21 protein-coding genes and 1 pseudogene are annotated in these 25,431 nt (G+C 41.2%); 1 reads left to right on the top strand and 21 read right to left on the bottom strand.

Annotation, left to right across the window (positions count from 1 at the left end):
* Positions 1–8: 8 nt before the first annotated feature.
* The 6 genes from J7J00_RS00715 to J7J00_RS00740 form a co-directional block, all read right to left on the bottom strand.
* Positions 9–1,022, bottom strand: coding sequence for a sugar kinase (locus tag J7J00_RS00715; RefSeq protein WP_214786592.1), 1,014 nt, complete (start codon positions 1,020–1,022; stop codon positions 9–11).
* Positions 1,015–1,770, bottom strand: coding sequence for a 2-dehydro-3-deoxy-phosphogluconate aldolase (dagF, locus tag J7J00_RS00720; RefSeq protein ID WP_214786594.1), 756 nt, complete (start codon positions 1,768–1,770; stop codon positions 1,015–1,017). The genes J7J00_RS00715 and dagF overlap by 8 nt, the downstream gene beginning before the upstream one ends.
* Complete coding sequence (locus J7J00_RS00725) at positions 1,767–2,876, bottom strand: DgaE family pyridoxal phosphate-dependent ammonia lyase (RefSeq protein ID WP_214786596.1); 1,110 nt, start codon at positions 2,874–2,876, stop codon at positions 1,767–1,769. Before J7J00_RS00725 ends, dagF begins: the two co-directional genes overlap by 4 nt.
* Complete coding sequence (locus J7J00_RS00730; protein ID WP_214786598.1) at positions 2,854–3,957, bottom strand: amidohydrolase/deacetylase family metallohydrolase; 1,104 nt, start codon at positions 3,955–3,957, stop codon at positions 2,854–2,856. The genes J7J00_RS00725 and J7J00_RS00730 overlap by 23 nt, the downstream gene beginning before the upstream one ends.
* A gap of 709 nt (positions 3,958–4,666) precedes the next feature.
* Positions 4,667–6,256: a long-chain-fatty-acid--CoA ligase gene (locus J7J00_RS00735; RefSeq protein WP_214786600.1), complete on the bottom strand. Its 1,590-nt coding sequence runs from the start codon at positions 6,254–6,256 to the stop codon at positions 4,667–4,669.
* A 312-nt stretch (positions 6,257–6,568) separates the two neighbouring features.
* Positions 6,569–7,015 (bottom strand): MarR family winged helix-turn-helix transcriptional regulator, encoded by a 447-nt coding sequence (locus J7J00_RS00740; RefSeq protein ID WP_214786602.1) that lies wholly within the window; start codon positions 7,013–7,015, stop codon positions 6,569–6,571.
* A 121-nt stretch (positions 7,016–7,136) separates the two neighbouring features.
* Between J7J00_RS00740 and J7J00_RS00745 the strand changes: the two genes are divergently transcribed.
* Entirely contained in the window at positions 7,137–8,324 is a 1,188-nt protein-coding gene (locus tag J7J00_RS00745) for an MFS transporter (protein WP_214786604.1), read from the top strand.
* Positions 8,325–8,664: 340 nt separating this feature from the next.
* Here J7J00_RS00745 and J7J00_RS27795 read toward each other — a convergent pair whose 3' ends face one another.
* From J7J00_RS27795 to J7J00_RS00815, 15 genes and pseudogenes are all read right to left on the bottom strand, one after another.
* Entirely contained in the window at positions 8,665–8,796 is a 132-nt protein-coding gene (locus J7J00_RS27795) for a hypothetical protein (protein WP_286201116.1), read from the bottom strand.
* A gap of 229 nt (positions 8,797–9,025) precedes the next feature.
* Entirely contained in the window at positions 9,026–10,069 is a 1,044-nt protein-coding gene (locus tag J7J00_RS00750; RefSeq protein ID WP_214786606.1) for an oxidoreductase, read from the bottom strand.
* 60 nt (positions 10,070–10,129) lie between these two features.
* On the bottom strand, positions 10,130–10,558 hold the full coding sequence (locus J7J00_RS00755) for a DUF1801 domain-containing protein (RefSeq protein WP_214786608.1): 429 nt from the start codon (positions 10,556–10,558) through the stop codon (positions 10,130–10,132).
* A 357-nt stretch (positions 10,559–10,915) separates the two neighbouring features.
* On the bottom strand, positions 10,916–12,391 hold the full coding sequence (gene nagE / locus J7J00_RS00760; RefSeq protein WP_214786610.1) for an N-acetylglucosamine-specific PTS transporter subunit IIBC: 1,476 nt from the start codon (positions 12,389–12,391) through the stop codon (positions 10,916–10,918).
* 190 nt (positions 12,392–12,581) lie between these two features.
* Entirely contained in the window at positions 12,582–13,820 is a 1,239-nt protein-coding gene (locus J7J00_RS00765; protein WP_396020461.1) for an exo-beta-N-acetylmuramidase NamZ family protein, read from the bottom strand.
* Positions 13,821–13,833: 13 nt separating this feature from the next.
* A pseudogene (locus tag J7J00_RS00770) lies at positions 13,834–15,773 on the bottom strand (glycoside hydrolase family 3 protein).
* Between the two features lie 194 nt (positions 15,774–15,967).
* Positions 15,968–16,978 (bottom strand): MupG family TIM beta-alpha barrel fold protein, encoded by a 1,011-nt coding sequence (locus tag J7J00_RS28600; protein WP_214786611.1) that lies wholly within the window; start codon positions 16,976–16,978, stop codon positions 15,968–15,970.
* On the bottom strand, positions 16,975–18,345 hold the full coding sequence (locus J7J00_RS00780) for a PTS transporter subunit EIIC (RefSeq protein WP_214786613.1): 1,371 nt from the start codon (positions 18,343–18,345) through the stop codon (positions 16,975–16,977). The genes J7J00_RS28600 and J7J00_RS00780 overlap by 4 nt, the downstream gene beginning before the upstream one ends.
* A 32-nt stretch (positions 18,346–18,377) precedes the next feature.
* Positions 18,378–19,235: a MurR/RpiR family transcriptional regulator gene (locus J7J00_RS00785; RefSeq protein ID WP_214786615.1), complete on the bottom strand. Its 858-nt coding sequence runs from the start codon at positions 19,233–19,235 to the stop codon at positions 18,378–18,380.
* An 11-nt stretch (positions 19,236–19,246) separates the two neighbouring features.
* Positions 19,247–20,155 (bottom strand): N-acetylmuramic acid 6-phosphate etherase, encoded by a 909-nt coding sequence (murQ, locus tag J7J00_RS00790; protein WP_214786704.1) that lies wholly within the window; start codon positions 20,153–20,155, stop codon positions 19,247–19,249.
* 385 nt (positions 20,156–20,540) lie between these two features.
* Positions 20,541–21,722 (bottom strand): ABC transporter substrate-binding protein, encoded by a 1,182-nt coding sequence (locus J7J00_RS00795; RefSeq protein WP_214786617.1) that lies wholly within the window; start codon positions 21,720–21,722, stop codon positions 20,541–20,543.
* A gap of 22 nt (positions 21,723–21,744) precedes the next feature.
* Complete coding sequence (locus tag J7J00_RS00800; RefSeq protein WP_214786619.1) at positions 21,745–22,452, bottom strand: ABC transporter ATP-binding protein; 708 nt, start codon at positions 22,450–22,452, stop codon at positions 21,745–21,747.
* Positions 22,445–23,209, bottom strand: a complete 765-nt coding sequence (locus J7J00_RS00805; RefSeq protein ID WP_214786621.1) for an ABC transporter ATP-binding protein — start codon at positions 23,207–23,209, stop codon at positions 22,445–22,447. The genes J7J00_RS00800 and J7J00_RS00805 overlap by 8 nt, the downstream gene beginning before the upstream one ends.
* Positions 23,210–23,211: 2 nt before the next feature.
* A complete protein-coding gene (locus tag J7J00_RS00810; RefSeq protein ID WP_396020462.1) occupies positions 23,212–24,207 on the bottom strand; it encodes a branched-chain amino acid ABC transporter permease in 996 nt (331 codons plus the stop codon).
* A 1-nt stretch (position 24,208) separates the two neighbouring features.
* The gene (locus tag J7J00_RS00815) at positions 24,209–25,072 is read right to left on the bottom strand and encodes a branched-chain amino acid ABC transporter permease (RefSeq protein ID WP_214786623.1); all 864 of its coding nucleotides are present in this window, start codon (positions 25,070–25,072) and stop codon (positions 24,209–24,211) included.
* Between the last annotated feature and the right edge of the window lie 359 nt (positions 25,073–25,431).

Raw genomic sequence — 25,431 nt, forward strand, 5'->3', positions numbered from 1 at the left:
CCTGCCTTTTATCTCTTAATATCTTCCATTTTACCTTCCATTGCCGAGAGTATCTCCTTTTCGGTTGCCAAAGGAGTATCTCCAACGACAGTACATGCCAGCATTCCTGAAACAGCCGCAAACCTAACTGTCTTTTCAGGGGAATATCCTCGTAATTCTCCATGTAGGATTCCGCTGGTGTAAGCATCGCCTGAACCTATTCTATCATATACGGAAAATGATAGGATATCGGAAAAGTAAAATGTTTCTTCCTTGTATATATACCCCCTCAACGTATGGCTATTATCACTGTTGATTGAACGATGTGTCCCTGCTATCGACTGAATATTGAATTTCTTTGCCACCTCAGGGATCAACTCGATTAGCTGTTCTTCCCTTGTGGAGCCTTCAGACTTCATTCCTAAAATATATAGGGCGTCTTTCTCATTCATCATGACGATATCAGCCAAAGAAAGCATTTCTTCATAATGAGGCTTTGCGTCAGCATAACCTCCCTCCCATAAAGAGGGGCGGTAGTTGCAATCGAAACAGACTGTACCGCCTTTTTCTTTGACTTTTCTAGCCAGCACCTTCATACTCTCCCGTACATTTTCCGCCATTGCAAGCGTGATTCCGCAAAAATGGATGATATCCGTACTTTCTGCAATCCTATCCATGTCATAATCGGATAAGGAGGCTGTATTAAAACTGCTTTCCAGTCGATTGGAATATGTGACACGGCTCGCCCGCTGTCCAAAACCATTTTCCAAAAAGTACATCCCCAAGTATTTGCCACCTCTAGAGATGAAGTTCCTTCCAATACCCAATCGCTGCAAAGATGAAATCGCGGAATCCCCAAGGGGGTTATCCGGTAACTTTGTCACAAGATACCCTTCATGTCCTAGCTTTGTCATCGCAGAAGCAACGTTTACCCCCGTGCCTGAAAAGGAGTATTGCAGAGTGTTGGCCTGTGATAGCAATTCATGCCCTGGTACCTGCAAACGCATCATTACTTCCCCGAATGCCACAATCCCTTTAGGCATATTTTTCAACCAATTTTTTTGTTATGGTCAATAATTTCCGTACATCCTCCCCATTCGTTTTTCCAGTCTCTTTATCGATGATGGAAGAATATACATGGGGAATTACTTTAGGCACTTTTGCTTCTAATGCGATTTCTAGTATAGTCTCGAAATTATTTAAATCGATTCCACCTGTTGGTTCCAAAGCAAATCCCTCTTCACCACAAGCTTTTGCCACGGCACGATATTCATCTTCATGCTTCAGGCCTTTCATCGGGAAGTATTTCAGAGCATTTCCTCCCATATCGCGAACGAGCGCAATGGCAGCTTTGATAGGCACAATGGCAGTTTCACTTGCACCTGCACTTACTGGACCAGTGGAGATATTCACATAACCTACTTTCCCAGTTGGAGAAACAAGTGAATTTATCCAGCTGTCCTTCTCACCTAAATTGGCCCTCGTAGCACCAACAGATGGAAAAACCTGGTTAATATGGCTGCCTGGATAGTATTTTGCTATTTTTGCGACAACCGCTGCCTGTCTATTATCGCCCGCGCCCAATCCTATTGAAACGGCCTCATCAATGGCTTCCCCGTATTCTTTCATTGCTGTAACACCAGATTCCACAGTTGGATAATCCTTTGAAAGTACACCAACCAATACATGGCCTTCCGCTGCTTCAAAGACTTCCACTGCATTTTCTACACTATTTGCAAGTACATTTAAGGCTACACGATCATTCAATAACCGTTTGTTTATGTTTGTCATCCTTGTTTTCCTCCTAATATGGTTCTTAATTGTGCTTCAATGACATGTATATCATCACCTTGCAAAGGACGCGGATCTATATCGAAAAAGCCTTGGCGTATCCCATAATCACGTGTGTATATGGCGATATCCCCATTTCTGAGCTGCTCGTTCACTTCCTTCGCCGTTGTTTCCGTTATTAATGGATCAATGGAAATACGTGCTCTATATATGGCACGGCCGGCTTCATCCTGAACTATCGTTACTTTTACGCCCTCAATGGATTCAAGTGATGTAAGAACTTGTAAACTAGCTTTTTCTTTTTCGCTATTATCCGTCTTGACGAAATACTCATCCAATGCCTGAAGCAACCCAAAGGTAGTTTCCTTTCCAACCTTCATGCTCCTTCCGATACAGTGCAGTTGAATCTTTACCCATTCGATATATTTTTTTCTGCCAGCAACGATACCGGATGTGGGTCCTTCAATGGCCTTTGATCCACTATAAATGGCCAAGTCGGAGAATTGTACATACTTTTCCAAATCCTCCTCCGCTGCTGCATCGACAATCAGAGGGATATTATTCGTTTTGGCCACTTCCCATGCTTCTTCGACCGATATCATATTTTTCTGAACAGCATGATGCGATTTCACGTATAAAATGGCAGAAGTATTTTCATTTATGGCATCCGCAATATGTTCTGCCTTCCCTTCGTTTGCATAACCAACTTCAACCACTTTTCCGCCACCAAGGTAAATCATGGTTTCAACCGGTGCACCATAATGAACGTTATGGCCTTTCAGCATGATGATTTCATTCTTTTGAATGAGATCTTGATGAAGCCTTTCGCTTTTCCTTCTATTTCCTTCAGTAACGATTGCCGCTACTGAAAGCGCAATTCCACTTGATGCCGAGTTTACGACGACAGCTGCTTCAGAATGAAGCAAATTCGCTATATGCTGGCCTGACTTATCGACTAAATCAGAAATTTCAACATAATTTTGCCCACCTTTTTTCATCGCGTCCATCACTGTGTCAGTTGGGGCAGAAACCCCCAATATGCTCATTCTTCCGCTTGCATTTATGACTCTTTTCAAACCGTATTTAGCATTCAATGAATTCTCCATTTATAACCACTCCTTTTACGACAACTCTTTTTTCTGCCATCCTTTTTTCTCCTTCGGAATCCATTAAAAGGGTCGGCTCATTCTTGATCGAGAATAAGGTCAAGTTCGCAATATCCCCAGCTGAAATCCTGCCAAGCTCAGGTTTATGCAACCAAGCTGCTGCATTGACCGTAACAGCATCTATTACTTCCTTTAATGGATAACCCAGATACAAAAATTTTGTAAGCACATTTGCCATATTAAAAACTGGCCCATTCTCTCTGTTTTTTCGATATATATCCGTACTGATCGTATTGAAGCGTATTCCCCGCTTTTTCGCCATTTCTGCAGTTTTAAAAGAAAAGCTTGCCGTTCCATGACCTACATCCAAATGGACACCACGTTCAATCGCCTTACTGAACTCAGGCAGCGGCTCTTCTCTTTCATCAAATAAATTATTCACTTTACCATTTAAGAAATGTGTAATAATGTCCTTTTCCTCAAGTAATTCAAGGACTTCTTTAATATCAGGCGGCCCTGAACCGATATGGACCATTAATGGTAAACCAGTTTCATCCGAGAACTTCCTAGCGATTTTTAATGGTTCGACACCATTTGGACCAACCACGCTTTTACTTATTCTAGCTTTAAGTCCAACAACAAAATCCCCGTACTTTGAAATTGCCTTCCTTAATTCCCCTTCGTCCAGCCATGAAATATCCGATAACTCATCAATCCTTTTCAAACCAATCCGCGAAATATTCAGAAAGGCGAAAACATTCGTTTTGGAATTTTCACAGCTGTTAACGAGATCAGATACCCTATCTGCCCCCGTGCTTCCCGCATCAATGACCGTTGTTACACCCGTTTTATATCCAATCTCATCAACCTCATCACCATAAGGATCGAATTCCGGGAAAGCATGTACATGCATATCAATCCATCCGCTGGAAACAAAAACTTTTTGATCATAATCTATTATCTTATCCCCTGTTGCAGTTCCGGGAAGTGCGATTTCTTTAATCATCCCATTTTCCAGTATGATATCCGCTGCATTTCCCTCTAACATCTTTACATTCTTCAGAACTAACGTATCTGTCATTTCCCTCATCCTTTTCGGTACATCCTATCGATTGCAAGTACTTTGTATACGATTACACTGAATTGTGTAAGAATTCATTTCATTTCTCTTTACAAAAATAGATTATCATATTTTGTTGAACTAATCAATATAACGTTATAATGTTTGATTTAAATTTACAGAATTTTTAATGGATTATCCCTTATTTTTCTATGTGCTTATTAGTTTCTTCCTTATAGCGTGATCCCATTTAGTTTTTTTAAAATTCACCGTGCTATTCTTTACGAACTGTTACAAAATAACGATTGATGTAAGTCTCTACTCTAATTATCAAGAAATAATACTTTTAAAGAGAACTTTATTGAAATAAGTACAATCATCACTGTTTTGAAATTTTTTCCTTAGTTTACTTTGACATCACACTCCAGGCAGTCTTAATAGTTTAATAGCAGATTATTATTCCGGTAAAACACGCTTATCATCTATCAGTCTATGCTAATGGTAAAAAACCAATTTTATCTAAAATAACGGATATATATTGTTTTAAGTCAAACCTTTCATTGGGAAGCCCTCGTTAATTAATCTACATGGTTCCCAGTAATACAGAGGAACTGGTGCTTTCCATAAAAATAAAAACCAAGAATGCTATTAAAAGCATTCTTGGTCTGTTATTTGCCGTACATTATTCGTTTTTAACTTTTTATGACAACTGTTCCTATAATGAAAACCTTTAATTTACCTTTTTCGATCCTTTCCAATGGATTTCCCTCAAACGGTATTTTTGTAGCTTACCTGTTGCCGTTTTCGGTAAAGACTCTACGAATTCAACTGTTGTCGGTGCTTTAAAGTGAGCCATTTTAGAGCGGCAAAAGGTAATGATCTCATTTTCTGTCACTTCCGCATTGGGGTGAAGCACAATGATTGCCTTAGGTGTTTCTCCCCACTTATCGTCTGGGATGGCAATGACCGCCGCCTCCAAAACATCTGGGTGTTTATACAATACCCCTTCCACCTCTGTTGAAGAAATATTTTCCCCCCCGGAAATGATTAAATCCTTAGCCCTGTCCTGTATTTCAATATATCCATCAGGATAGGTCACTGCCAGATCCCCTGTATGAAACCAGCCATCCCTAATTGCTTCGGCCGTCTTTTCCGGATCCTTATAATATCCTTCCATTACAACATTGCCGCGAGTAATGATTTCCCCCAGTTCCTTTCCATCCCAAGCGACTTCTTTCCCATCTTGATTGACTACCATCGTTTCCCCATTGAAAACCAATTCAATCCCTTGTCTTGCCTTTATTATTGCTTGTTCGTCCACCGATTTAGCCTCAAACTCATCCTTCCACTCGTTATATAGGATGAATGGTGAAGTTTCTGTTAATCCATATACGTGAATCATATTCAAACCAAGGATTTCTTGTGCCTTTTGTATAAGCGCTGCTGCTGGAGGTGCACCTGCTGTTGCCATCCTTGGGCGCACATTGATATTTGTTTCTTTTGCTTTAGGTTCATTCACTAGCATATTGACGACAGTAGGTGCCCCACATAATAATGTAATATTATGATGGGCGAATAAATTGAGGATAAGTGGGGGATCGACTTTCCTTAAACATACATGAGTCCCGCCAGTAGCCGTTACCGACCATACACCTCCCCAGCCATTAGCGTGAAACATTGGCAGGGTATGTAAGTATACATCGTCATGATTCACTCCAAGGTGATAAATGAAATTAGCGGCGTTCATGTAATTCCCGCGATGGGTTAACATTACCCCTTTTGGTTTTGAAGTCGTTCCACTCGTATAATTTATAGTCAAAAGTTGATTTTCATCGATTGTAACCTCTGGCAGTGCTTCATCAATTGCATGCAAAATGAAATTCTCATAGTCTATTCCAGGTAAAGTGGTTTCATGTCCTTCAACAGGCACGATAATGATTTTCTCCAATGAAAGTCTAGTAATGATCTTTTCGATCGGAGCAGTGAATTCTTCATCGACTATCAACATTTTTGAATCGCTATGCTTGATGATATATTCCAAATCCTCTGCAGCAAGTCTATAATTCAAAGGAACCATTACCGCTCCCATTTGACAAATGCCATAAAAACATTCCAACATATAATGCGTATTTGGCAACATTACTGCAATATGGTCGCCTTTTTCAATTCCCGAAGAATACAGTGCTTTGGAAAGTTGATCTGTCCTCTGCCCGAATTCCTTGTATGTAAACTCTTTCTCTTCATCGATGACTGCCACTTTATGAGGATAATATTTTACGGCCCTGCGCTTCCAATCCATTGGGGTTAATGGGGAAAACATTTTACCATCTCCTTCTTTTGTGATTCTCTGCTTACAGCACACTTCCTCTGCCTGGTTCGCCATGATTAGTCATTGAGAAAAAAATTTCTTAACCTTTTTGATACATATTCATTTTCCAAAAGTCATATCTTCTTTAATGGATTTCTTACATCATTTAAAGAATCATTGAATACATCTAACCGTTATACCAGGGGAATGACTAATTCTGATATTTTTTAATTATTCTGATAATTAATATCCTAAAAACAGTGGAATTCACTGCTTTAGTCTTTCTTCTTTCTATTATAATGGAAACTATACACGTCAGGAAGACTATATTTTATTCTCTATGCAAGACGATGCATGTTCGGTCAGTTTCCCAACGATTTGTTTGAGCCGTTGCGTTTCCTCTTCATTTAGGACGCTATAAAAGTCACGAAAGATTTTGGCAAAACACTTATTGATGGAATGATAGGTTTCCCTTCCACTTTCGGTGGGTTGGATAAAAACGAACCGCCGATCATCCTCACTGTGTACCCTCTCAATCAACTTCTTCCGTTCAAGCCGGTCAATTAGTGCAGTTCCTGCTGCAGGTTTGATTTTTAAATGATTCGAAACATCTTTAACCGCTATGGATTCAGTCAAGACAATTAATTGCAATGCACGATACTGTACAGAAGTTAAATCATATTTAACCAATAACGGTTCCACCAATTCCTGTGAGAGGCTGCTTAGTTCCTTGATTTCTAGATGTAAATTATACAATTCACTTGAATGCATGATTGACAATCCTTTCTTATTGACACTATCTATCTAAAACTATAACATAATTAACGTATCAAAAAATTAACCATGCGAATTAAATTGGTTATTGATTTTTAAAGAGAGAGAGAGGCTGTCCATGTCAGCAGAACAACGCAAAAAGATCATTATCCTCATGATCAATATGTTTATAGCAATAGGAAGTTTCGGTATCATCATTCCCATTTTACCAGCATACCTGGCCTCCATTAATCAAGGAGGAACCGCCGCTGGCCTAATGATTGCCATTTTCGCAGGTGCACAACTTATCTTTTCACCAATTGCCGGAAAATGGACTGACCAATTCGGGCGCAGAAAAATGATTATTTATGGATTGGTCGGTTTGACATTATCCATGTTTATTTTTTATGCAGTCAATTCCATTTGGTTATTATATGCTTCTCGCATCATTGGCGGGATCGGGGCAGCTTTGCTTATACCCGCAATTTTTGCTTATGTAGCCGATATCACCACATTTGATCAACGCGCTAAAGGCAATAGTTTAGTATCTGCCGCCATGTCACTGGGAATTGTAGTCGGTCCAGGAATTGGAGGTTTTTTAGCTGACTTTGGCTTGAAGTTTCCCTTTTTGATTTCTGCGCTGGTATCGCTATCAGCTGTGGTATTTTCGATATTTGTTTTAAAAGAAAGCGAAACGGCACAGGTTACTCAAGCCATGGATGCAAAAACCGAAACGATGGTTCGGAAGATTGCCTTATCCGTGAAAGTGCCCTATTTCATCCCACTCATCATTACACTTGTAATGAGCTTTGGCTTAATGGCATATGAATCTGTCATTGGTCTTTATCTTGATAATCAATTCAATTCAAGCCCTAAGGACATCGCCTTCATGGTTACAGCCACTGGTATCGTCAGTGTAATTGTACAACTGTTTGTCGTCGACCGGATTGTAAAGCGTTTCGGGGAAGTGAATGTGCTGAATATCTTTATCAGTGTTGCAGCCATCGGTTTCCTCCTATCTCTTTTTGCTTCAAGTTACCTGATTTTCTTTTTAATTTCACTGGTCATCTTCCTTTCCACCTCCATCTTACGTCCAGTTCTAAACACACTGATTTCCAAGATGGCAGGAAATGAGCAGGGCTTTGCAATGGGTATGAATAATGCATATATGAGCATCGGAAATGTGCTCGGACCTACACTTGCCGGAATGATGTATGATGTCCACATTACCTATCCGTTCATGTTGGGCCTTATCCTCTTATTCATTACTTTGATGATTACCATGGCTTGGCAAAGGCGATCTCTTCATGCAAAGGCATTATCCTAAAGCTTAAAAGGCATTTCAAGTTTTATACCTCAACGAAACCCCCGAGTAGCAGGTGCCATTCGGGGGTTTTCATTATGATTTTCATATCTATTTTAAACCTCCAAAACTGTATATCTACCAGTTCAAATACTTCAATCCCTCTAATGTTAGCTTCAAATTCCATGCTGAAACCGCTCAAAATCTTGAGTAACATTTGAATTCACGAGTAAATGCGGCAAATTCACGAGTATATGTATGAATTTCACGAGTATTTGATCCAAATTCACAAGTAAATGGCACTATTTCACGAGTAAACGCCCAATCTCTCGAATATTTGCTCCAAATTCACGAGTAATTGGCACTATTTCACGAGTAAACGCCCAATCTCTCGAATATTTGCTCCAATTTTATGCGTAAACCGCTCAAATTCTTGCGTAACATTCAAATTCACGAGTATATGTATGAATTTCACGAGTATTTGATCCAAATTCACGAGTAAATGGCACTATTTCACGAGTAAACGCCCAATCTCTCGAATATTTGCTCCAATTTTATGCGTAAACCGCTCAAATTCTTGCGTAACATTCGAATTCACGAGTTTTGATTTGCCTAATAAACCGGGAAATCATGCATTTGAGCATAAAAAGCGACCTTATTTCTAAAAATAAGGCCGCTTAACATTCAGTTTTCTCAATTCATATTTTATAAGGGGATATTGAATTTCATTTAATATAAATGGCTTTCTTTCCTTTACTGCTTTCAAAAGCCGCATCAATGATTTTAATGACCGATAACCCTTCTTGGGCAGTGACTGGAGCTTTTTTCCCGCTCAATATACTATCGGCAACTGCCTGGTAATACGTTAAATAAGAACCATGCAGTGTTTCAATGGTTTCATGTATCTCATTTTCTCCTTCAACCGTAACCAGCTTACCATAGAATTCGGGATCATCTGCACCCCAAGAGTCATCCAGCGGTTTTTCCCCCTCACTTAGGGCCGCCTCTTGGCAATCAAGACCGTACTTGATAAATGATCCTTTACTTCCATGCACCTGATACCGCGGTCCATTATTCGGAACGATTGAGCCAGAATGTAAGATAACTCTCAGCTTTTCATATCCTAATATCAAATGGAAATAATCATCCGTTTCTGCATTTTCTTTTTGGGAAAATACATCTGCCCAAACGAATTGCGGCAATCCAAACAAATGCAGTGCTTGATCGATGAGATGTGATCCTAAATCATAAAGCATGCCTGATCCCGGGCCTGGTTTTTCCCTCCATCTATCCCTGACCACAGGCCTGTATCGATCATAATGGACTTGGTATGTATTGATTTCCCCAAGCACTCCATCATTCATAAGTTTTTTCACGGTCAAAAAGTCATTATCCCATCTCCGATTATGATAGACACTTAATAGCAGATCCTTTTCCTCGGCAATCTTAATTAGTTCCTCTGCCTCCCGAACTTCCACTACCATCGGCTTTTCGAGGATGACATGCTTCCCGGCTAACAAGCTTTGCTTGGCCATTTCATAATGCAAACCACTCGGTGTCGTAATAACAGCCAAATCAATGGACGCGTCTTCAAGAATTTCCTCTAAGCTGCTTACCACTTCCACATCTTTCAAATCTTTTTGGACTTTTTCCTTATTGGAGCTGACAACTTTCGCTATTTGAAACTGCCCTAAAACACTTAGTAATGGAGCGTGAAATGTGGCTCCTGACAATCCGTACCCAACTATGCCCACTTTAATTTTTCTCATTTTCGTTCCCACTCGCTTTCTTGTTCCTCTTAAACAATTATAAACTGATCATACGTTCTATTATTTTTCATTGTCCGGGTACTTATCTCTCAAAAACTTGACAGACTGATTAATCAATTCTTTCAATACATTACTATCGATATCTGCCACTTTATTGATGTACACACAGCCTTTTCCGGAAGTGTGTTTTCCAAATGCCTGTAACAATTCTTCCCTTTTTTTATCCCCTGGAGAGAAATATAAACTGATTTTTGCTTTTCGAGGGGAAAAGCCTACCAGGGGGGCATCGCCTTCGTGACCTGATTCATATTTATAATGATAGATACCGAACCCAATGATGCTCGGTCCCCACATCTTTGCCTCATAACCTGTCGTTTTGGTGAAAACATCCAGCAATTCATATGCATCTTCACGTTTTTTGGGATTATCGACGTTCTCAATGAACTCAATGACACTACTGTCAGTTTCTTTGGTTTTTTGTTTATACAAGACTGGAACCCCCCCATACTAAAAGTTTCAGAAATGCAAAAAATATCCCTTGCTCAAAACTTAGTAAACTATATGATCGTGTCTCTAGATTGACGTGTATGTATACAGCCTTCATTACCACTGATTTCCTAATTATTCAAATGATTGGCGAACAAGCTTCATTACTATTTCTCCAAGCTTCATGGCAAATCCTTCATTCAATATCCTTATATATTATAGAACATTGATTCGTTTTATTCTATTTTAAAAGCAGAGTTAATATAGATAAATCTTTTGCGCATTTATAATCAGTACTTTATCATAAAAATCTCTACGATCAGAAAATATAATCCTGATCGTAGATTTTTAGTGTACCAGCTATTGCCGCCGGATCTTTTCAATTTCATCAGCTATGAATTGTACTTGTGTCCCTACGATGACTTGAATGCTTTGGGGACCCACGATATTGATTCCAGCAACCCCTGTTGATTTGATTTTATTCTGATCGACAGCTCCCATATTCTCCACCTCAACCCTTAATCGGGTAACGCAGTTATCTACAGATGTAACGTTAGCGTCACCGCCTAAACCCTCATAAATAGCGGAAGCCATTCCAAAGAATTTACTCTCATCATTCCCGCCGCGACTGCTGTCTGCTTCCTCAATCACTCCTCCGCCATCAAGCTCATCTTCTGTATCATCTTCTCTGCCGGGAGTCATTAAATTGAACCTTTTTATCAAGAATCGGAATAAGAAATAGTAAATGACAGCAAAAGCCAGTCCTTGAAGAAGTAGCATATAAGGTTGATTTGCCAATGGCAATCTTGAACTTAAAACAAAGTCAATGAATCCTGCACTAAAACCGAACCCTGCTGTCCATTGGAAAGTGGCAGCAATAGCCAACGATATTCCTGTTAATAAAGCATGCACAACAAACAGGGCTGGTGCAACAAACATGAAAGCAAATTCCAACGGTTCAGTAACGCCTGTGAAAAATGAAGCGAAACCAGCTGCGAGCATTAATGAGGCGACTTGTTTTTTCTTCCGTGATTTTGCCGAATGGTACATGGCAAGAGCAGCAGCCGGTAAACCGAACATCATGACGGGAAAGAATCCGGCTTGATACATGCCCGTGGTTCCTTTTATTCCTGTTCCAGCCCAGAATTTACCGATATCGTTAAGTCCTATTACATCGAACCAGAATACGGAGTTTAACGCATGATGTAAACCTGTTGGTATCAAAAGCCGATTGAAAAATCCATAGAGTCCTGCTCCAACTGCACCTAATTCACTTATTCCTTCCCCGAATATAACTAACCAGGAGTAGATGAGTGGCCATACGAAGAATAGTATAAGAGAAACGAGTAGCATGACAACCGCAGTAAGGATTGGGACAAGGCGTTTACCGCTAAAGAAAGCGAGTGCATCCGGCAGCTCGACCTTACTGAACCGATTATACATAGCTGCCGCTATAAGGCCCGAGAGGATTCCGACAAATGCATTTTCTATTTTCACAAATGCTGGATTTACATCTTTTACATCAATTCCTTGCAGCATCGCTACCGAGTCCGTGGAAAGCAATGTCGTTACGACTAGATAGGCTACCAGCCCGCTCAAAGCGGCGGCTCCATCTTTTCCTTTCGACATGCCCAATGCCACTCCAACAGCAAACAAGATAGCCATATTATCAATGATCGAAGAACCTGCTTTAATTAAGAAAGCTGCTAACGGACTTCCCGCTCCCCATCCTGCAGGATCTATCCAATAACCGATCCCCATTAATATGGCGGCTGCCGGCAATACGGCTACTGGCAGCATCAAGGAACGTCCAATTTTTTGAAGATATTTTTTCATCCCTCTTTCCTCCTGACAATTACTGATTTAGGGCAAACCCCATATTCTATTAGACAACGGTTCCTTCCATTTTAGAACTTCATTTCATTTATAAATTTGGCTTTATTCAGGAATAAAGTCTTAGCGATTTTCTTCCTCCTTCGAAAGTTCATAAAAAAAGAAAAGTCCAACCGGACTTTTCTTTTTTCACTTATTTATAGAGCAAGTAATTTTTGCGAACCTTTTTAAAAGCATCCTGCTTTGCTTGATATTCTTTCATAATTTCATTTACTGATGAACCTTCTTCAATTCTTGACATTACCCATCCATTGCCAATCAATAAATTGAAATTGTTGGCTGCAAGGAATTCGAAATCTCCAGGATATAAATCCTGAATGGTCTTGATGATGTGAAGTCCGGTAGGGACAGCCTTGAATTCCTCTCTGTCCGTTATATAAATTTCCACTCCGTGGCTAAGTTTACCTGCATGTTTTGAAAATGTAGGTGTAAAGGAGGCTGCTCTGAATTTTACGCCAGGTAACCTTAATGCATTTAATTTCCCAGCAAGCTCATCGCTGTTTATATAAGGGGCACCAATCAACTCGAATGGTTTAGTCGTTCCTCTGCCTTCCGAGACATTCGTTCCCTCGATCAAGCCTGTAGCCGGATATACGAACGTTGTGGAAACTGCCGGCATATTCGGTGAGGGCAAGACAAAAGGGAGACCAGTTTCGTCATAATCCATATATCGCTTCCAGCCTTTCATCTTGATGACCTTTAGATCTGCACCAATTTTAAATTCCTTATTGAACAAAGTAGCGAGTTCCCCAACAGTCATCCCATGCTTAAGGGGTATTGGGTACAAACCAACAAACGATGAGAATTCAGGTTCAAGTACTGGCCCATCTACCGACTCCCCGCCTTGTGGGTTGGGCCGGTCCAGCACGATAAATGGAATATCATTTTCTTTGGCTGCTTCCATTGCATAAGCCATCGTGTAGATGTAAGTGTAATAGCGTGTTCCGACATCCTGGATATCAAAAACAAGGACCTCAACATCCTTTAACATTTCAGGCGTCGGTTTTTTCGTTTTGCCATATAAGCTATAAACGGGCAACCCTGTTTTTTCATCAATATAATATTCAACGCTTGCACCAGCTTGCGCATCTCCACGCACTCCATGTTCAGGACCAAATAACGCTGTCAAATTAATATCCGGATCATCATTAAGTAGATCGACGATGCTGGTTAAATTAGAGTCGATGCCGGTTGGATTCGTAATCAAGCCGACTTTCTTTCCGCTTAACACGTCCTTTTCTTCTTTTAAAAGAACTTCAATACCGGGACTGACCTTTTGTTTTTTCTTCTCTTTAACAGCGGTTACACTTTTTGAGGAAACGATGCCGAAAGTCAACAGACAAATGGTAAATAGGATTATCATTCTTTTCAAATTGCATCCCTCACTATTTTTTAATGGGTCTTCCAGATTTAATATCTAATCCATATCCAAATTTATAAAGGCTTTCATTGGGCTTGGTTACTGATGGTATATCGACAGGCAACGTGCCTTTAGGTTTTGATTCTCCAAAAATGGTCGAGATGCCTGCCGGAATATTTGGCTGTCTATAACGCCCATTCGAATACCCTTTGAACCCGTAAACAGCAAGAACCGCTTTCGCTTCTTCAAAGTTTGCAACATCATAAGGGTTTCTTAAACTCATTAAAACAAATTCTTTATCTTTCTTCTTAGCATGATTCATGACAGCCCTAGGGAAGGCTGTTGCCCACTTCGCCGAATCTTGAATGCTATCATCTATCACTCCATCATTGACAGCCGGATCGTTTTTGATAATATAGGAACCAGCTATGACAAAGTCCGATTCATCAATGAGTTTGGCCACTTGATCTGAAAATGACTTTCCTGAAAAACTCATACCCGTTATTTGGACTTTCTTGATTTTCTTTTTGTCAGCTAGTTCTCTGATGCTCCTGGACATGGATTCAACTTGATCATCAAAAGGAGCAAGAATTAAAACTTTATCATTTTTCTTAGGTTTGAAAGGCAATGTTTTGTCTTCATTTTTCAAAAGAGTGATGGCATCTTCCGCCATTTTCCTTTCTTTTTTCAAATGATCTTCATTTCCGACCACTTTAAGCGCGGTTTCGATTTTTTTATCGATTGGAGTGTCATCAGGGTTTAATATCCCTCTCTTCACTTTCAGTTCAAGTATCCTCGTTACAGATTGATTGACTTGACTTAGAGGAATTTCCCCACTTTCCACTGCTGACTTCACTGCATTGAATACAGAGGTTATATTCTTTTCATTTGAAGCGAATTAACCTGTGCAGGCATCAGTGCAATATCAACGCCAGATTTAAGGGCAAGGACCACAGCTTCTTCCTGTCCGAAGTTGTCCGCGATGGCATTCATATTCAAAGCATCTGTAACCACAACACCGTTAAAACCCATTTCCTCACGTAATAGACCCGTGATGACCTTTTGTGACAACGTTGCAGGAACCATTATTTCTTGACCGTCTTTTTTACTGATATACTTAGTGTCATCGAAAGCAGGAAATTGAACATGTGCTGTCATCATCATATCAACTCCAGCATCGATGGCCCTTTGGAAAGGAACCAACTCGATGGAACGCAAACGTTCTTTATCATGAGAAACAAGGGGGAGACCATAATGACTATCGACTGCTGTATCTCCGTGTCCGGGGAAATGCTTGGTCGTCGCTATCATGTTCTGATTTTGCAATCCTTTTATCATCTGAATGCCAAGCTTTGATACAAGTTCCGGATCAGAACTGAAGGAACGAACGCCAATAACAGGATTTCCGGGATTATTATTGACATCGACAGACGGCCCGAAATTGACATTTATGCCAAGTGACGACAGTTCCCTGCCAATGATTTCTCCAGATTGATAAGCGTAACTCTCATTTCTGGCTGCACCAAGTGCCATATTTCCAGGAAGATTCGTTCCAGTTTGAAGGCGAGTTACGATTCCTCCTTCCTGATCGATCGTTATGAACAGCGGCAGGTCCGGGCTTGCCATCTGCAAGCCATCTGTTAGCCGAACCGTTTGTTCGGTATCGACTACATTCTCAGCAAACAGAATCACACCGCCCAGATGATATTTTTTGATGATGCTTGCAACTTCTGAGTTCATTTCAATAAACCCGGTCGCCTTCGCTTCTCCTTGTTTTTTCCAATTACGAAAATCCGGCATTAGTATTTGACCGACTTTTTCATCGATTGTCATGCTTTCTACGATTTCCTGAATATCCGATACAGATTTTTCCTTCTCTGATCCCTTTGCTGTCGCATTCCCTCCTAAAATGGATAAAACAAAGAATAATGCGATTCCAGCAGGGGCACATATCCTTTTTATCATTTAGGCTTCCTCCCTTGTATACTTTTTAGTTCCGTTAGCAACAATTCCATATCCACTTTCATAAAAATGAATGGAAATGAACTATATAGATCCTATAAAGAAATCAAGGCAGCATTGGAAACCCCGCAGCCGCCTCTTTTAACAAGCCTTCATGAAATATATCCATTTACCCCCTGTATAATTGATTCAATTGGTCACTCAATTACAAGGTTTATCGTTTGACCAGGCTTTAGAAGGGACAGCAAGGGAATATCTTCTTCTATAACTCGACCTATAACATTAACTCGGTGATTTGCCCCTAGGTCTCTCTTGCAAATTTGGACCTCCCCCCGATATCTTCCGTAAGCATCATTGTCCATCGTTATGGACCCAAGGCTGCGTGCAACTGTATTACTCGGCTCAACATTTGCTTTGACCCGGGTATTCTGCAGCCGGAAAACATCTTGAGAAACATCTGGCCTCAATTTATACTGACCGCTTTGCAAGATTCGGGATTCCATTCTAACAGTTAGAATATTTAGATTTTTATAGGCGGATAGATTCTCAAGCAGATTATTCTCCGTTCCTTGATCTCCAACGTAAACTCCTTCCACATGCTGAATCAGCTCAATACCGGCAGCGTAAGGATTCATCAACCTGTGTTTTTCAAGTGTTGGAAGGCCCTCATGAAGAGGACCGCGTTTACTTCCTGAACCCGGGATGAAAGCAAAGATCGGTATGCCGTATTTCTTGAACATTCGATTTTGTTCATGAAAGAACCCTTCCTCAAGGCCCGTTTCGGGCCTCGGATAAAAGTTGTGCCAAGCTATCAGACTTTCCGTTTCCACACCGCCCCCAAGCACGGCTAAAAGTTCTTCTTCATTCAATGTACTTGCATTTAGTGAGAGTGAAAACACCTTAGATAAAGATATGACCGTTTCTTTATCAAACCCATCATCAAGGCGAATACCTTTAATACCTAATGGCCATAAATCCGTAAATTTGCTTATCCCCAAATGATCAAGCGTGTTTAATGAGACATCTGCATGGATTTCCAGTCCATAGGCCTCTGAAAGCTTTAAAAGCGTGATCATCCTCTTCACGAGATCACCCTTCTCTTCAGGAATATGAAGCGAGGTAAATGCTTTCTTCACCCCCAGGTTAGCAGCATGGATGATTTGTGTTTCTGCATGCGGGTCTTGTAAATAAAAAGAAATTCCGATCACTTGAATTCAACCGCCATTTCATCTTTGAATCCAAACAAATACGTAAAAATAAATCCTGCTATATAGGAAATGAACAACCCAGCGAGGAACAATCCGATTTGGTTTGGATGAACTAAAAAGGTAAGCGGCAGTCCGGACACACCGATGGACGACGTTGCGATTCCGAATTGAGCTTGGAAGGCTCCACCTACTCCTGCACCTAAACATGCAGTTAAGAAAGGCCTGCCTAATGGCAGGGTCACTCCAAATATAAGGGGTTCACCGATACCTAGCATCCCGGAAGGAAGGCCCCCTCCGATAGCTCGCTTCAAACTTGCTTTCTTCGTTTTCATATAGATGGCAAATGCCGCTCCAACTTGGCCCGCGCCACCCATCGCCAAAATGGGAAGCAGTGGATCATCACCAATCGAATTGATCAATTCTAGATGGACAGGTGTTAACCCTTGATGTAAACCAGTAATGACGAGAGGGAGGAAGGCCGCACCAAGTACGAATCCAGCTACGACACCACCGAAATCCAAAACATTCAATAACCCAGTCGTAATGGCATCCGATAAAAACCCACCTACCGGCATAAATACAATGTAAGTGACAATCCCAGTAATGAGTAAAGCGATGGTTGGCGTCAAAATGATATCCAGTGATTGAGGAATGAATTTCCTGACCCGTTTTTCCACCAAGGCTATGAAAATAGCTGCAAAGAGGACTCCTATCAACCCACCGCGGCCAGGGAGCAAGTTTTCACCGAACAATGAAATGTCGCCGACGGCCGGGTTTATGACCAAGATACCTGCAAGTGCACCAAGTGCAGGTGATCCACCGTATTCTTTTGCTGCATTGGTTCCAACCAAAATCCCCAAGTAGGCAAACAGCCCTGATCCGATAACGGTTAAAATGATGGCTAATTGCGATTCTGCGGCAAGCCAGCCCGCTTGAACGATTGCTTTTGTAATACCGGTAATCAAACCTGATGCCACTAAGGCGGGAATTAAAGGGATGAAAATACTTGCAATCCTGCGTAAAAAAAGTTTAAATGGTTTTGCGTTTTTCCTATTAATCTCAGATTTATTCTTCGAGGCTACTTCTTTTAAGTTCAAATCGCTAGAAGATTCCTCCAGAAGCTTTTCAAATTCTGTATGAACCTTGTTCACCACGCCTGGCCCGAGGACGATTTGTATCGTTTCCTCTTCAATGACGCCAAAAACACCTTCCGTATTTTTTATATCTTCCATTTTTACTTTCGAACGATCGATTGGCAGTACCCTGAGTCTGGTCATACAATGTGCAGCATCGGCAACATTAGATGCCCCACCCATTTTCCCCAATAACTCTTCTGCTAAGTTGGCGTACTTATCCCCCTTACCCATTCAAAAGCCCCCTTTGTCAAATCTCGTATCAATCATTTATATCGATCTGTCATCGATTTAATGGCAGACCTGGTGTTATCGATATATTGGACAGTCTCTTCATATTGTTCTGAAGCCATCCCCAAAAATAAAATGTCAATCATATATAATTGCGCCAATCGTGAGGATGTTGCTGCACTTCGAAATGGTGCTTCATTCGAATAGGATGTATACAGTGTGGCGTCACACAAGGATGATACCGTTGTTTGGCCATAATGAGTCAGCCCGATTGTCTTGACCCCACGTTCTTTTGCCAGCTTCAATATATTGACAACTTCAAGTGTTTCCCCTGAAAATGAAATGGCAAAAACGATGTCATTTTCATCAGCATTTGCAATCAGGGTTGCAACTAAATGCATATCCGTAAAAGCCGTTGCCCCTTTATTGACGCGAAGTAGTTTTTGCTGAGCGTCAGCAGCAACTATATTCGAAGCACCCACACCGCAAAAGTGGACGGTTTTAGCATTCAGCATCAGCTTTATCGCATGTTTGAGATTATCGTGATCGATTATTTCAGATGTGTCCCTAATGGTCTGAATCGAATTACTCGTTGTTTTCTCCACAATTCGATATAGTGATTCGGAAGGCTCGATATCCCGATAACCCTGTTCAACGGTCTTCATCAAATCTCCAGCAATCCTTATTTTCAAATCTTGAAACCCTTTTATTCCAAGCGATTTACATAACCTAATAACAGCGGCCCCGCTAGTTTGGGCAGACGTACTTAATTCCTGTACAGTGCTGTTCACAACTTCATGAGGATTCTGTAGAATATATTCTGCTAGTTTTTGTTCTGATTGCGGCAGCTTGCTCAACATCGTCTGTATGATGGATAATCCTCCTGTAGCCATTGCTTCCCTCCTTAATCTTCATAGATCGAGATGGCTTTTCTAACATCTCCATCCGCATTCTCCAGTAACTCCATTGCTTTTTCATAATCTGTTGCCGTTTTTATCATGACAATCGCTGGTTTAACTTGATTATTTGCCTTTTCAAGCGTATTCAAAGCTAGATCATAGTCAGCATTCGTTACAGTTTCTATGATGCTTATTGCACGGTCCTTCAGTTTTTGATTACTGACATTAACATCGACCATCAGATTTTCATAGACTTTTCCCAACCGGATCATGGTTGCAGTTGAAATCATATTGAGTACCATTTTATGTGCAGTTGCCGCTTTCATTCTCGTGGATCCTGTTAACACTTCCGGTCCGACCACCACTTCGATCCCTAAATCAGCTGCTTCCGTGATGCTCGCGTTTTTATTGCATGATAATGCCACCGCTTTAGCCCCAACTTTTCTTGCATAACGTAAAGCGCCCCTCACATAAGGGGTACGTCCGCTAGCCGCGATGCCAATAACCGTATCATTTGCTGTAAGTTTCACGTCAATCAGATCACATTCCCCAAACTCTTCTTTATCCTCTGCTCCTTCAACAGCCCGAACAAACGCCTTTTCCCCTCCTGCGATTATTCCCAGCACCCTATCAGGTGGTGTGCTGAAAGTCGGGGGACATTCCACGGCATCCAGAACACCGAGTCTTCCGCTCGTTCCTGCTCCGATGTATATCAGTCTCCCTCCGTTTTTTAATGATTCACAAGCCCATTCAACTACCGTTTCAATCTCTGGCAATACCTCCTGAACCGCTGCTGCCACTTTAAAATCTTCCATATTGATTGCAGAAATGACTTCCATCGTATTTACACTATCGATATTCATCGTCTTTTCGTTCCGTAATTCAGTCGTTAATGAACGCAAATGTTCCTCCATAGACAATTAAATCCTCCTATAAACAATTACTTAAATATAATTTCATTTTTTAATAGAAAATAATGAAATTATATTTCATATTATATTTAATGATAGCGTTTTCATTACTCGGATACAAGATATTTTTGTAAAATTTGTTAATTATCATCATTTTTCTTTCCTCAATCCCCCATTGCCGGATAACTCCTTATTAAATAAAGTATGCATCCATGGCAGCTTTCTTAGTGCCGTAATTTACCCGTAGGAGCCTGCTATTTTTGGGTGTAGATTTTTTCAACAATAAAAAACGTGTACCGTCCCTATGATCAGGAACGATACACGAACAAGTATTTAACAAAATGCTAAACTAGTATACTACCCGGAACACCTGCATCCCTTTACCCAGTTAACGGACAGGGACTACTTTCCCGTTTTCTACTGCACCGACGACAATAGTTGATGCAAATCCTCCATTTTCATCAATCGAGGGAATATTGTATATTTTTTGATCTGGCCCTATATTTGATAGTCCATCTTGCATATGTTTACGGATGGCCTTCGCATCATCAACGCTGCCTGCAGATTTCATCGCTTCCACAAACGCATACATGGCGATATAATTCAATCCTACTTCGGAGCTTGGATCTTCCTTATAATCCTTTTGATATTTCTCAATGAAAGCAGGCACTGCTTCTTCATCTGAGTCCATTAGTGGCAGAACGCCAATTGAGCCTTCCAATGTTTCATATGAACCTGCAATCGGCTTCATTTGATCCAGCTTTGCTTGATCCATGATGATGAAACCGCCCTTAAATCCTAGCTCCCGAGCTTGCTTCGCTACTTTTGCCGTAGGTTCCGAAGCACCACCGATAAATAGCACATCAGGATTTTTTTTCAAGGCATTGGTGACAATCGTAAAGAAATCGGTTTCTTTGGCGAAATCAATCGAGGAATTATAAACGACTTTTCCACCTTGCTTTTCCCAATGTGGAAGCACGGCTTCCGTCCAGTCTTTACCGTATTGCGAAGATGTTGGCAAAGCGGCAATCTTCTTGCCGAAATGTTCCATTGCATATGTTGTAAAAGGTTCAATATACCCCTCGTAATTCGGTGGAATCCGAACGGTTAATGAATTTCCGCTCTCGGTCACTGCCGGCTCACTCGTATATGCCCCAATGATGAATTCCTCTTGTTCATTAAAAACCTGAAGTGCCAGCACACCTCCGCTATGAGGCGTGAAAATGATCGGCGTATCATATTCCTGAATTAGTCGTTTAGCATTCGACCCTGTTTCATTAGGTAAGTATTTATCATCCAACGATACTAAATTCAGCGTGTATTTCTTACCATCTACTTCAAACCCGCCAGCATCGTTAATTTCATTGACGGCCATTTCGACACCATTCAATGTCCGTTTCCCATATAAGGCTGCTGCCCCGCTTAAAGGACCGCTAAAACCGATGTTAACGACATTTTCACCTTTGCCTTTACTGCCACTGCTTGACACAGAGCTATCCCCATTATTGCAACCGGCCAAAACAGTGAAGATTAGCAGGAGAAAGACAAATAATACTTTCAGTTTTTTCATAAAAATCCCCCATTCATTTTTTTCAGGCCCCTATATACGCTTTCCTTACTTCATCATTGGCTAATAACTCACTTGCTGTCCCTTGAACGACAATTACCCCATTTTCGAAAACATATCCTTTATCTGCAATGCCGAGGGCAGCATTCGCGTTTTGTTCAGCAAGCAGGACCGCGATTCCTTCGCGATTTATTTCTTCAATGACCCGAAACATTTGTTCGACAATAAGTGGAGCGAGTCCCACCGAAGGCTCATCAAGCATCAACAATTTTGGTTTTGACATCAAAGCTCTTCCAATTGCGAGCATTTGCTGTTGGCCTCCGCTCAGGCTTCCCGCTTCATCATGATGTTTTTCTTTTAAAATCGGGAATAAGTGATAGACGTATTCCAAGGAATCCTTGATCTCCGCTTTTTTCTTTCGATGCACATAAGCACCCATCCTCAGATTTTCCTGGACGGTCATTTGTGGAAACAGTTTACGTCCTTCGGCACACTGGACGATTCCCTCCCGAACATTCTTATCCGGGGCACGGCCCCCTATCGGCATGCCCAGAAAATGAATTTCCCCCTTGGACAGCTTACTGATTCCGCTTATGGAACGAAAAGTCGTGCTTTTTCCTGCCCCATTAGCTCCTAATAAAACAACGATCTCTCCCTTGGCAACTTCGATATTCACATGTTTTATCGCAGTGAAACTCCCATAATTCACGGCGACATCGGTTAACTTAAGCACTGGCACTACCTCCCAAATAGGCTTTAATCACCGTTTCATTTCCGCGGATTTCCTTAGGTGTGCCCTCCGCAATTTTTTCTCCGTAATTAAGGACCATGATGTGATCTGCCAAGTTCATGATCATATGCATTTTGTGCTCTATTAAACAAACGGTCAGTCCCGATCGATTCAATTTTTTAATCAGTTCTGTCAAGCCTTCCGTTTCATCCGGGTTGATTCCCGCAGCAGGTTCATCAAGAAAGATAATTTCCGGTTCCGTCGCAAGGGCAAGAGCAATGGCTGTCCGTTTCTTTTCCTCCTGGGAGATGCTGGAGACCATTCTGTCAGCCGATTCCGTCAATCCAACAATATCAAGTACCTCCATCGCCTTATCCCTGCATGCCGCTTCCTCCCGTTTTAATCGTTTTGTTCTTAGAATGGCATCCACCAGATTGGATTTGGTTCGCAGTCTATGCCCGACAATGACATTATCCAATACGGTCGATTGATCAAAAAGGCTTGTCGTTTGAAAGGTTCTTGAAATTCCGAGCCCCGCTATTTCATTGGCAGGAAGCTTGGTGATATCAATCCCTTTAAAAAGGACCGTCCCAGAAGTTGGTCGATGAAAGCCGCTGATCAAGTTAAAAAAAGTTGATTTTCCTGCACCATTTGGTCCGATTATTGCATTGATTCTACCTTTTTCAATCGTAAAGTCCACATTATTGACGGCCGCCAATCCTCCAAACCGCTTTGTCAAATTCTTCGTTTCGATTAGCAATTTCATCCCTCCTCAGCTTTTATGTGCATTTCGCTCCTCACCCCGGACAGCTCATTATCTTTTCGCTTTCTTTGCCAATCAAAGAAGGCCCCTGCGATTCCGCACGGATAAAAGATAATGATCACCGTAAGCAATGGCCCGAATATCAACATTCGATATTCTTGAAGGAATTGCAAATTCTGCGAAAGGATTACTAACAATAATGTTCCTACCAATGGACCTGAAAGTGTCCCGATTCCACCAACCAATAAATACATCAATAGATCGAACATTATGGCAGTTGATCCGATATCAGGTCCAATGAAACGAATGAATGAAGCATACAAGGCACCTGCCAAACCTGCAAAGAATGTGGATAGGACAAATGCGGTTAACTTATTCTTCATTGTGGATATACCAATCGTTTGGGCAAGGTCCTCGCTGTTCCTGATGGCCATATACGTCCTGCCGGTCAACGAGCGTATAATTCGATACACGATTAAAATCACTGCAAGCAGGAAAATGAGGACTAGATAATATTGGGATGCTGCAGTATCGAATGTGATTGGCCCTATATTCCCAGGAGCAGGTATACCGATTAATCCCCTAACTCCCTCTGTAAGTCCCTCCCATTTATCGATGACTAGATATATGATGTAACCCACACATAGAGTATAAATCGCGAAAAAGTGTTCCTTTGTCCTCAGCGCGATCAAACCGATCAAAAACCCAATTGCACATGTGATTATACATGCCGCTACAAGTGCCAACCAAAAGTTCATTCCCGCTTTTACCGTCAGCAGGCCTAGTGAATATGCTCCAATCGCAAAAAAACCAGCATGTGCAAGCGAGAGATATCCAGTATAGCCTGATAATAAATTGATTCCATAAACAGCTATCGCCCAAATGAACGAAAGTGTCAGCATATGGAGATAATAGTCGTTTTGCGCGATAAAAGGGAATGAAAAAGCAAAGATGACAAGTGCGATAATCCCATTTCTTTTCGTTAATATCTTCACGCTACCTCTCCCCCTTGGCAAAAAGACCTGTTGGTTTCACGGTTAATATTACGACTAAAAGAATGAATGCAATGATGTCTTTAAAATCATTTGAAATATAAGTTGCGCCCAAGCTCTCACTGAAACCTAGGATATATCCGCCTACGATCGCCCCCGGGATGCTCCCCATCCCTCCCAAGATGATAATGACGAATGCTTTTAGGATGACTAAGTGCCCCATGCCTGGAAAAACAAGGTTAATCGGTGATGCAAGGGATGAAGCGATCGCTGCTAATCCACCCGATATCATGAAGGTAAGCATCGCGACTTTATTAATGTTGATTCCCACTAATGACGCCCCTTCACGGCTTTGGGACATCGCTATTATCGTTGAACCGGCATAAGTTTTCTTAAGGAAAAGGTAAAGTAAAACCATCACTGCGATAGCTGACACGATGATCAATAATCGCTGAAGTGTGAATGTCAGGCCCATGATATTGACCACTTGTCCGTATGGAGAAGTCATTGTATGGAAGTCGGCACCCCAGACAAATTGGGCAAAAGCTTCAAGAAAAAGGAGAATTCCGATTGCTGCAATCTTATCGTGCAATGGAGGTGCCTCCCTTAACAGGCGGAACACGAAACGTTCCAAAAGTACTCCCAACAAACCAACAACGATAATGGATACGAACATGGCAATCCAGTAATTGACCCCAAATAATGTCATCATTGACAATGTGATATATCCACCCAACATATATAGGGCACCGTGGGCAAAGTTCGGGATATGCAAAATTCCATATACTAGCGTCAATCCCAGGGCAACAAGACTATATACGCTGCCAATCGTCAAACCATTAAAAAGCTGCTGGATCAAAATTTCCATTTACTTCCTCCTTGAAAATTATTGAACTTCACTTTGCTGTTCATTCCCTGGTCCACAGTCCTGTCCATATTTTGAAAGCACACATCTGTGACGAGAAACACCTTCACTTATTTCCCCACAGGCTCAAACTCTTGGAGAGGAACAGCAAGTTTTATTTCCCTATGTTCTCCACCAACAGATATAGCTTAGGGTGTAGCGGAAAAAGCTCCTTGACCATTTGATAGCGCTTTCATTTTTGATGACCACTTAATTCAATTGGATATCATCAGAAATCATCATAGTTTCATTGACTCTATTTAAGGATTAAGTGGTAGCTGACAAGCATATGCTGTTTTAGGGATAGCCAATGATTCCATCTT

The organism is Bacillus sp. ISL-4 (genome assembly GCF_018613275.1).
Lineage (GTDB): Bacteria > Bacillota > Bacilli > Bacillales > DSM-1321 > Peribacillus > Peribacillus simplex_E.

Bases quoted from the DNA above. Each gene is read 5' to 3' on its own strand.
- J7J00_RS00715 (WP_214786592.1), bottom strand. From the start codon at position 1,022: ATGCCTAAAGGGATTGTGGCATTCGGGGAAGTAATGATGCGTTTGCAG.
- dagF (WP_214786594.1), bottom strand. From the start codon at position 1,770: ATGACAAACATAAACAAACGGTTATTGAATGATCGTGTAGCCTTAAAT.
- J7J00_RS00725 (WP_214786596.1), bottom strand. From the start codon at position 2,876: ATGGAGAATTCATTGAATGCTAAATACGGTTTGAAAAGAGTCATAAAT.
- J7J00_RS00730 (WP_214786598.1), bottom strand. From the start codon at position 3,957: ATGACAGATACGTTAGTTCTGAAGAATGTAAAGATGTTAGAGGGAAAT.
- J7J00_RS00735 (WP_214786600.1), bottom strand. From the start codon at position 6,256: ATGTTTTCCCCATTAACCCCAATGGATTGGAAGCGCAGGGCCGTAAAA.
- J7J00_RS00740 (WP_214786602.1), bottom strand. From the start codon at position 7,015: ATGCATTCAAGTGAATTGTATAATTTACATCTAGAAATCAAGGAACTA.
- J7J00_RS00745 (WP_214786604.1), top strand. From the start codon at position 7,137: ATGTCAGCAGAACAACGCAAAAAGATCATTATCCTCATGATCAATATG.
- J7J00_RS00750 (WP_214786606.1), bottom strand. From the start codon at position 10,069: ATGAGAAAAATTAAAGTGGGCATAGTTGGGTACGGATTGTCAGGAGCC.
- nagE (WP_214786610.1), bottom strand. From the start codon at position 12,391: ATGAAAAAATATCTTCAAAAAATTGGACGTTCCTTGATGCTGCCAGTA.
- J7J00_RS00780 (WP_214786613.1), bottom strand. From the start codon at position 18,345: ATGGGTAAGGGGGATAAGTACGCCAACTTAGCAGAAGAGTTATTGGGG.
- J7J00_RS00785 (WP_214786615.1), bottom strand. From the start codon at position 19,235: ATGGCTACAGGAGGATTATCCATCATACAGACGATGTTGAGCAAGCTG.
- murQ (WP_214786704.1), bottom strand. From the start codon at position 20,155: ATGGAGGAACATTTGCGTTCATTAACGACTGAATTACGGAACGAAAAG.
- J7J00_RS00795 (WP_214786617.1), bottom strand. From the start codon at position 21,722: ATGAAAAAACTGAAAGTATTATTTGTCTTTCTCCTGCTAATCTTCACT.
- J7J00_RS00815 (WP_214786623.1), bottom strand. From the start codon at position 25,072: ATGGAAATTTTGATCCAGCAGCTTTTTAATGGTTTGACGATTGGCAGC.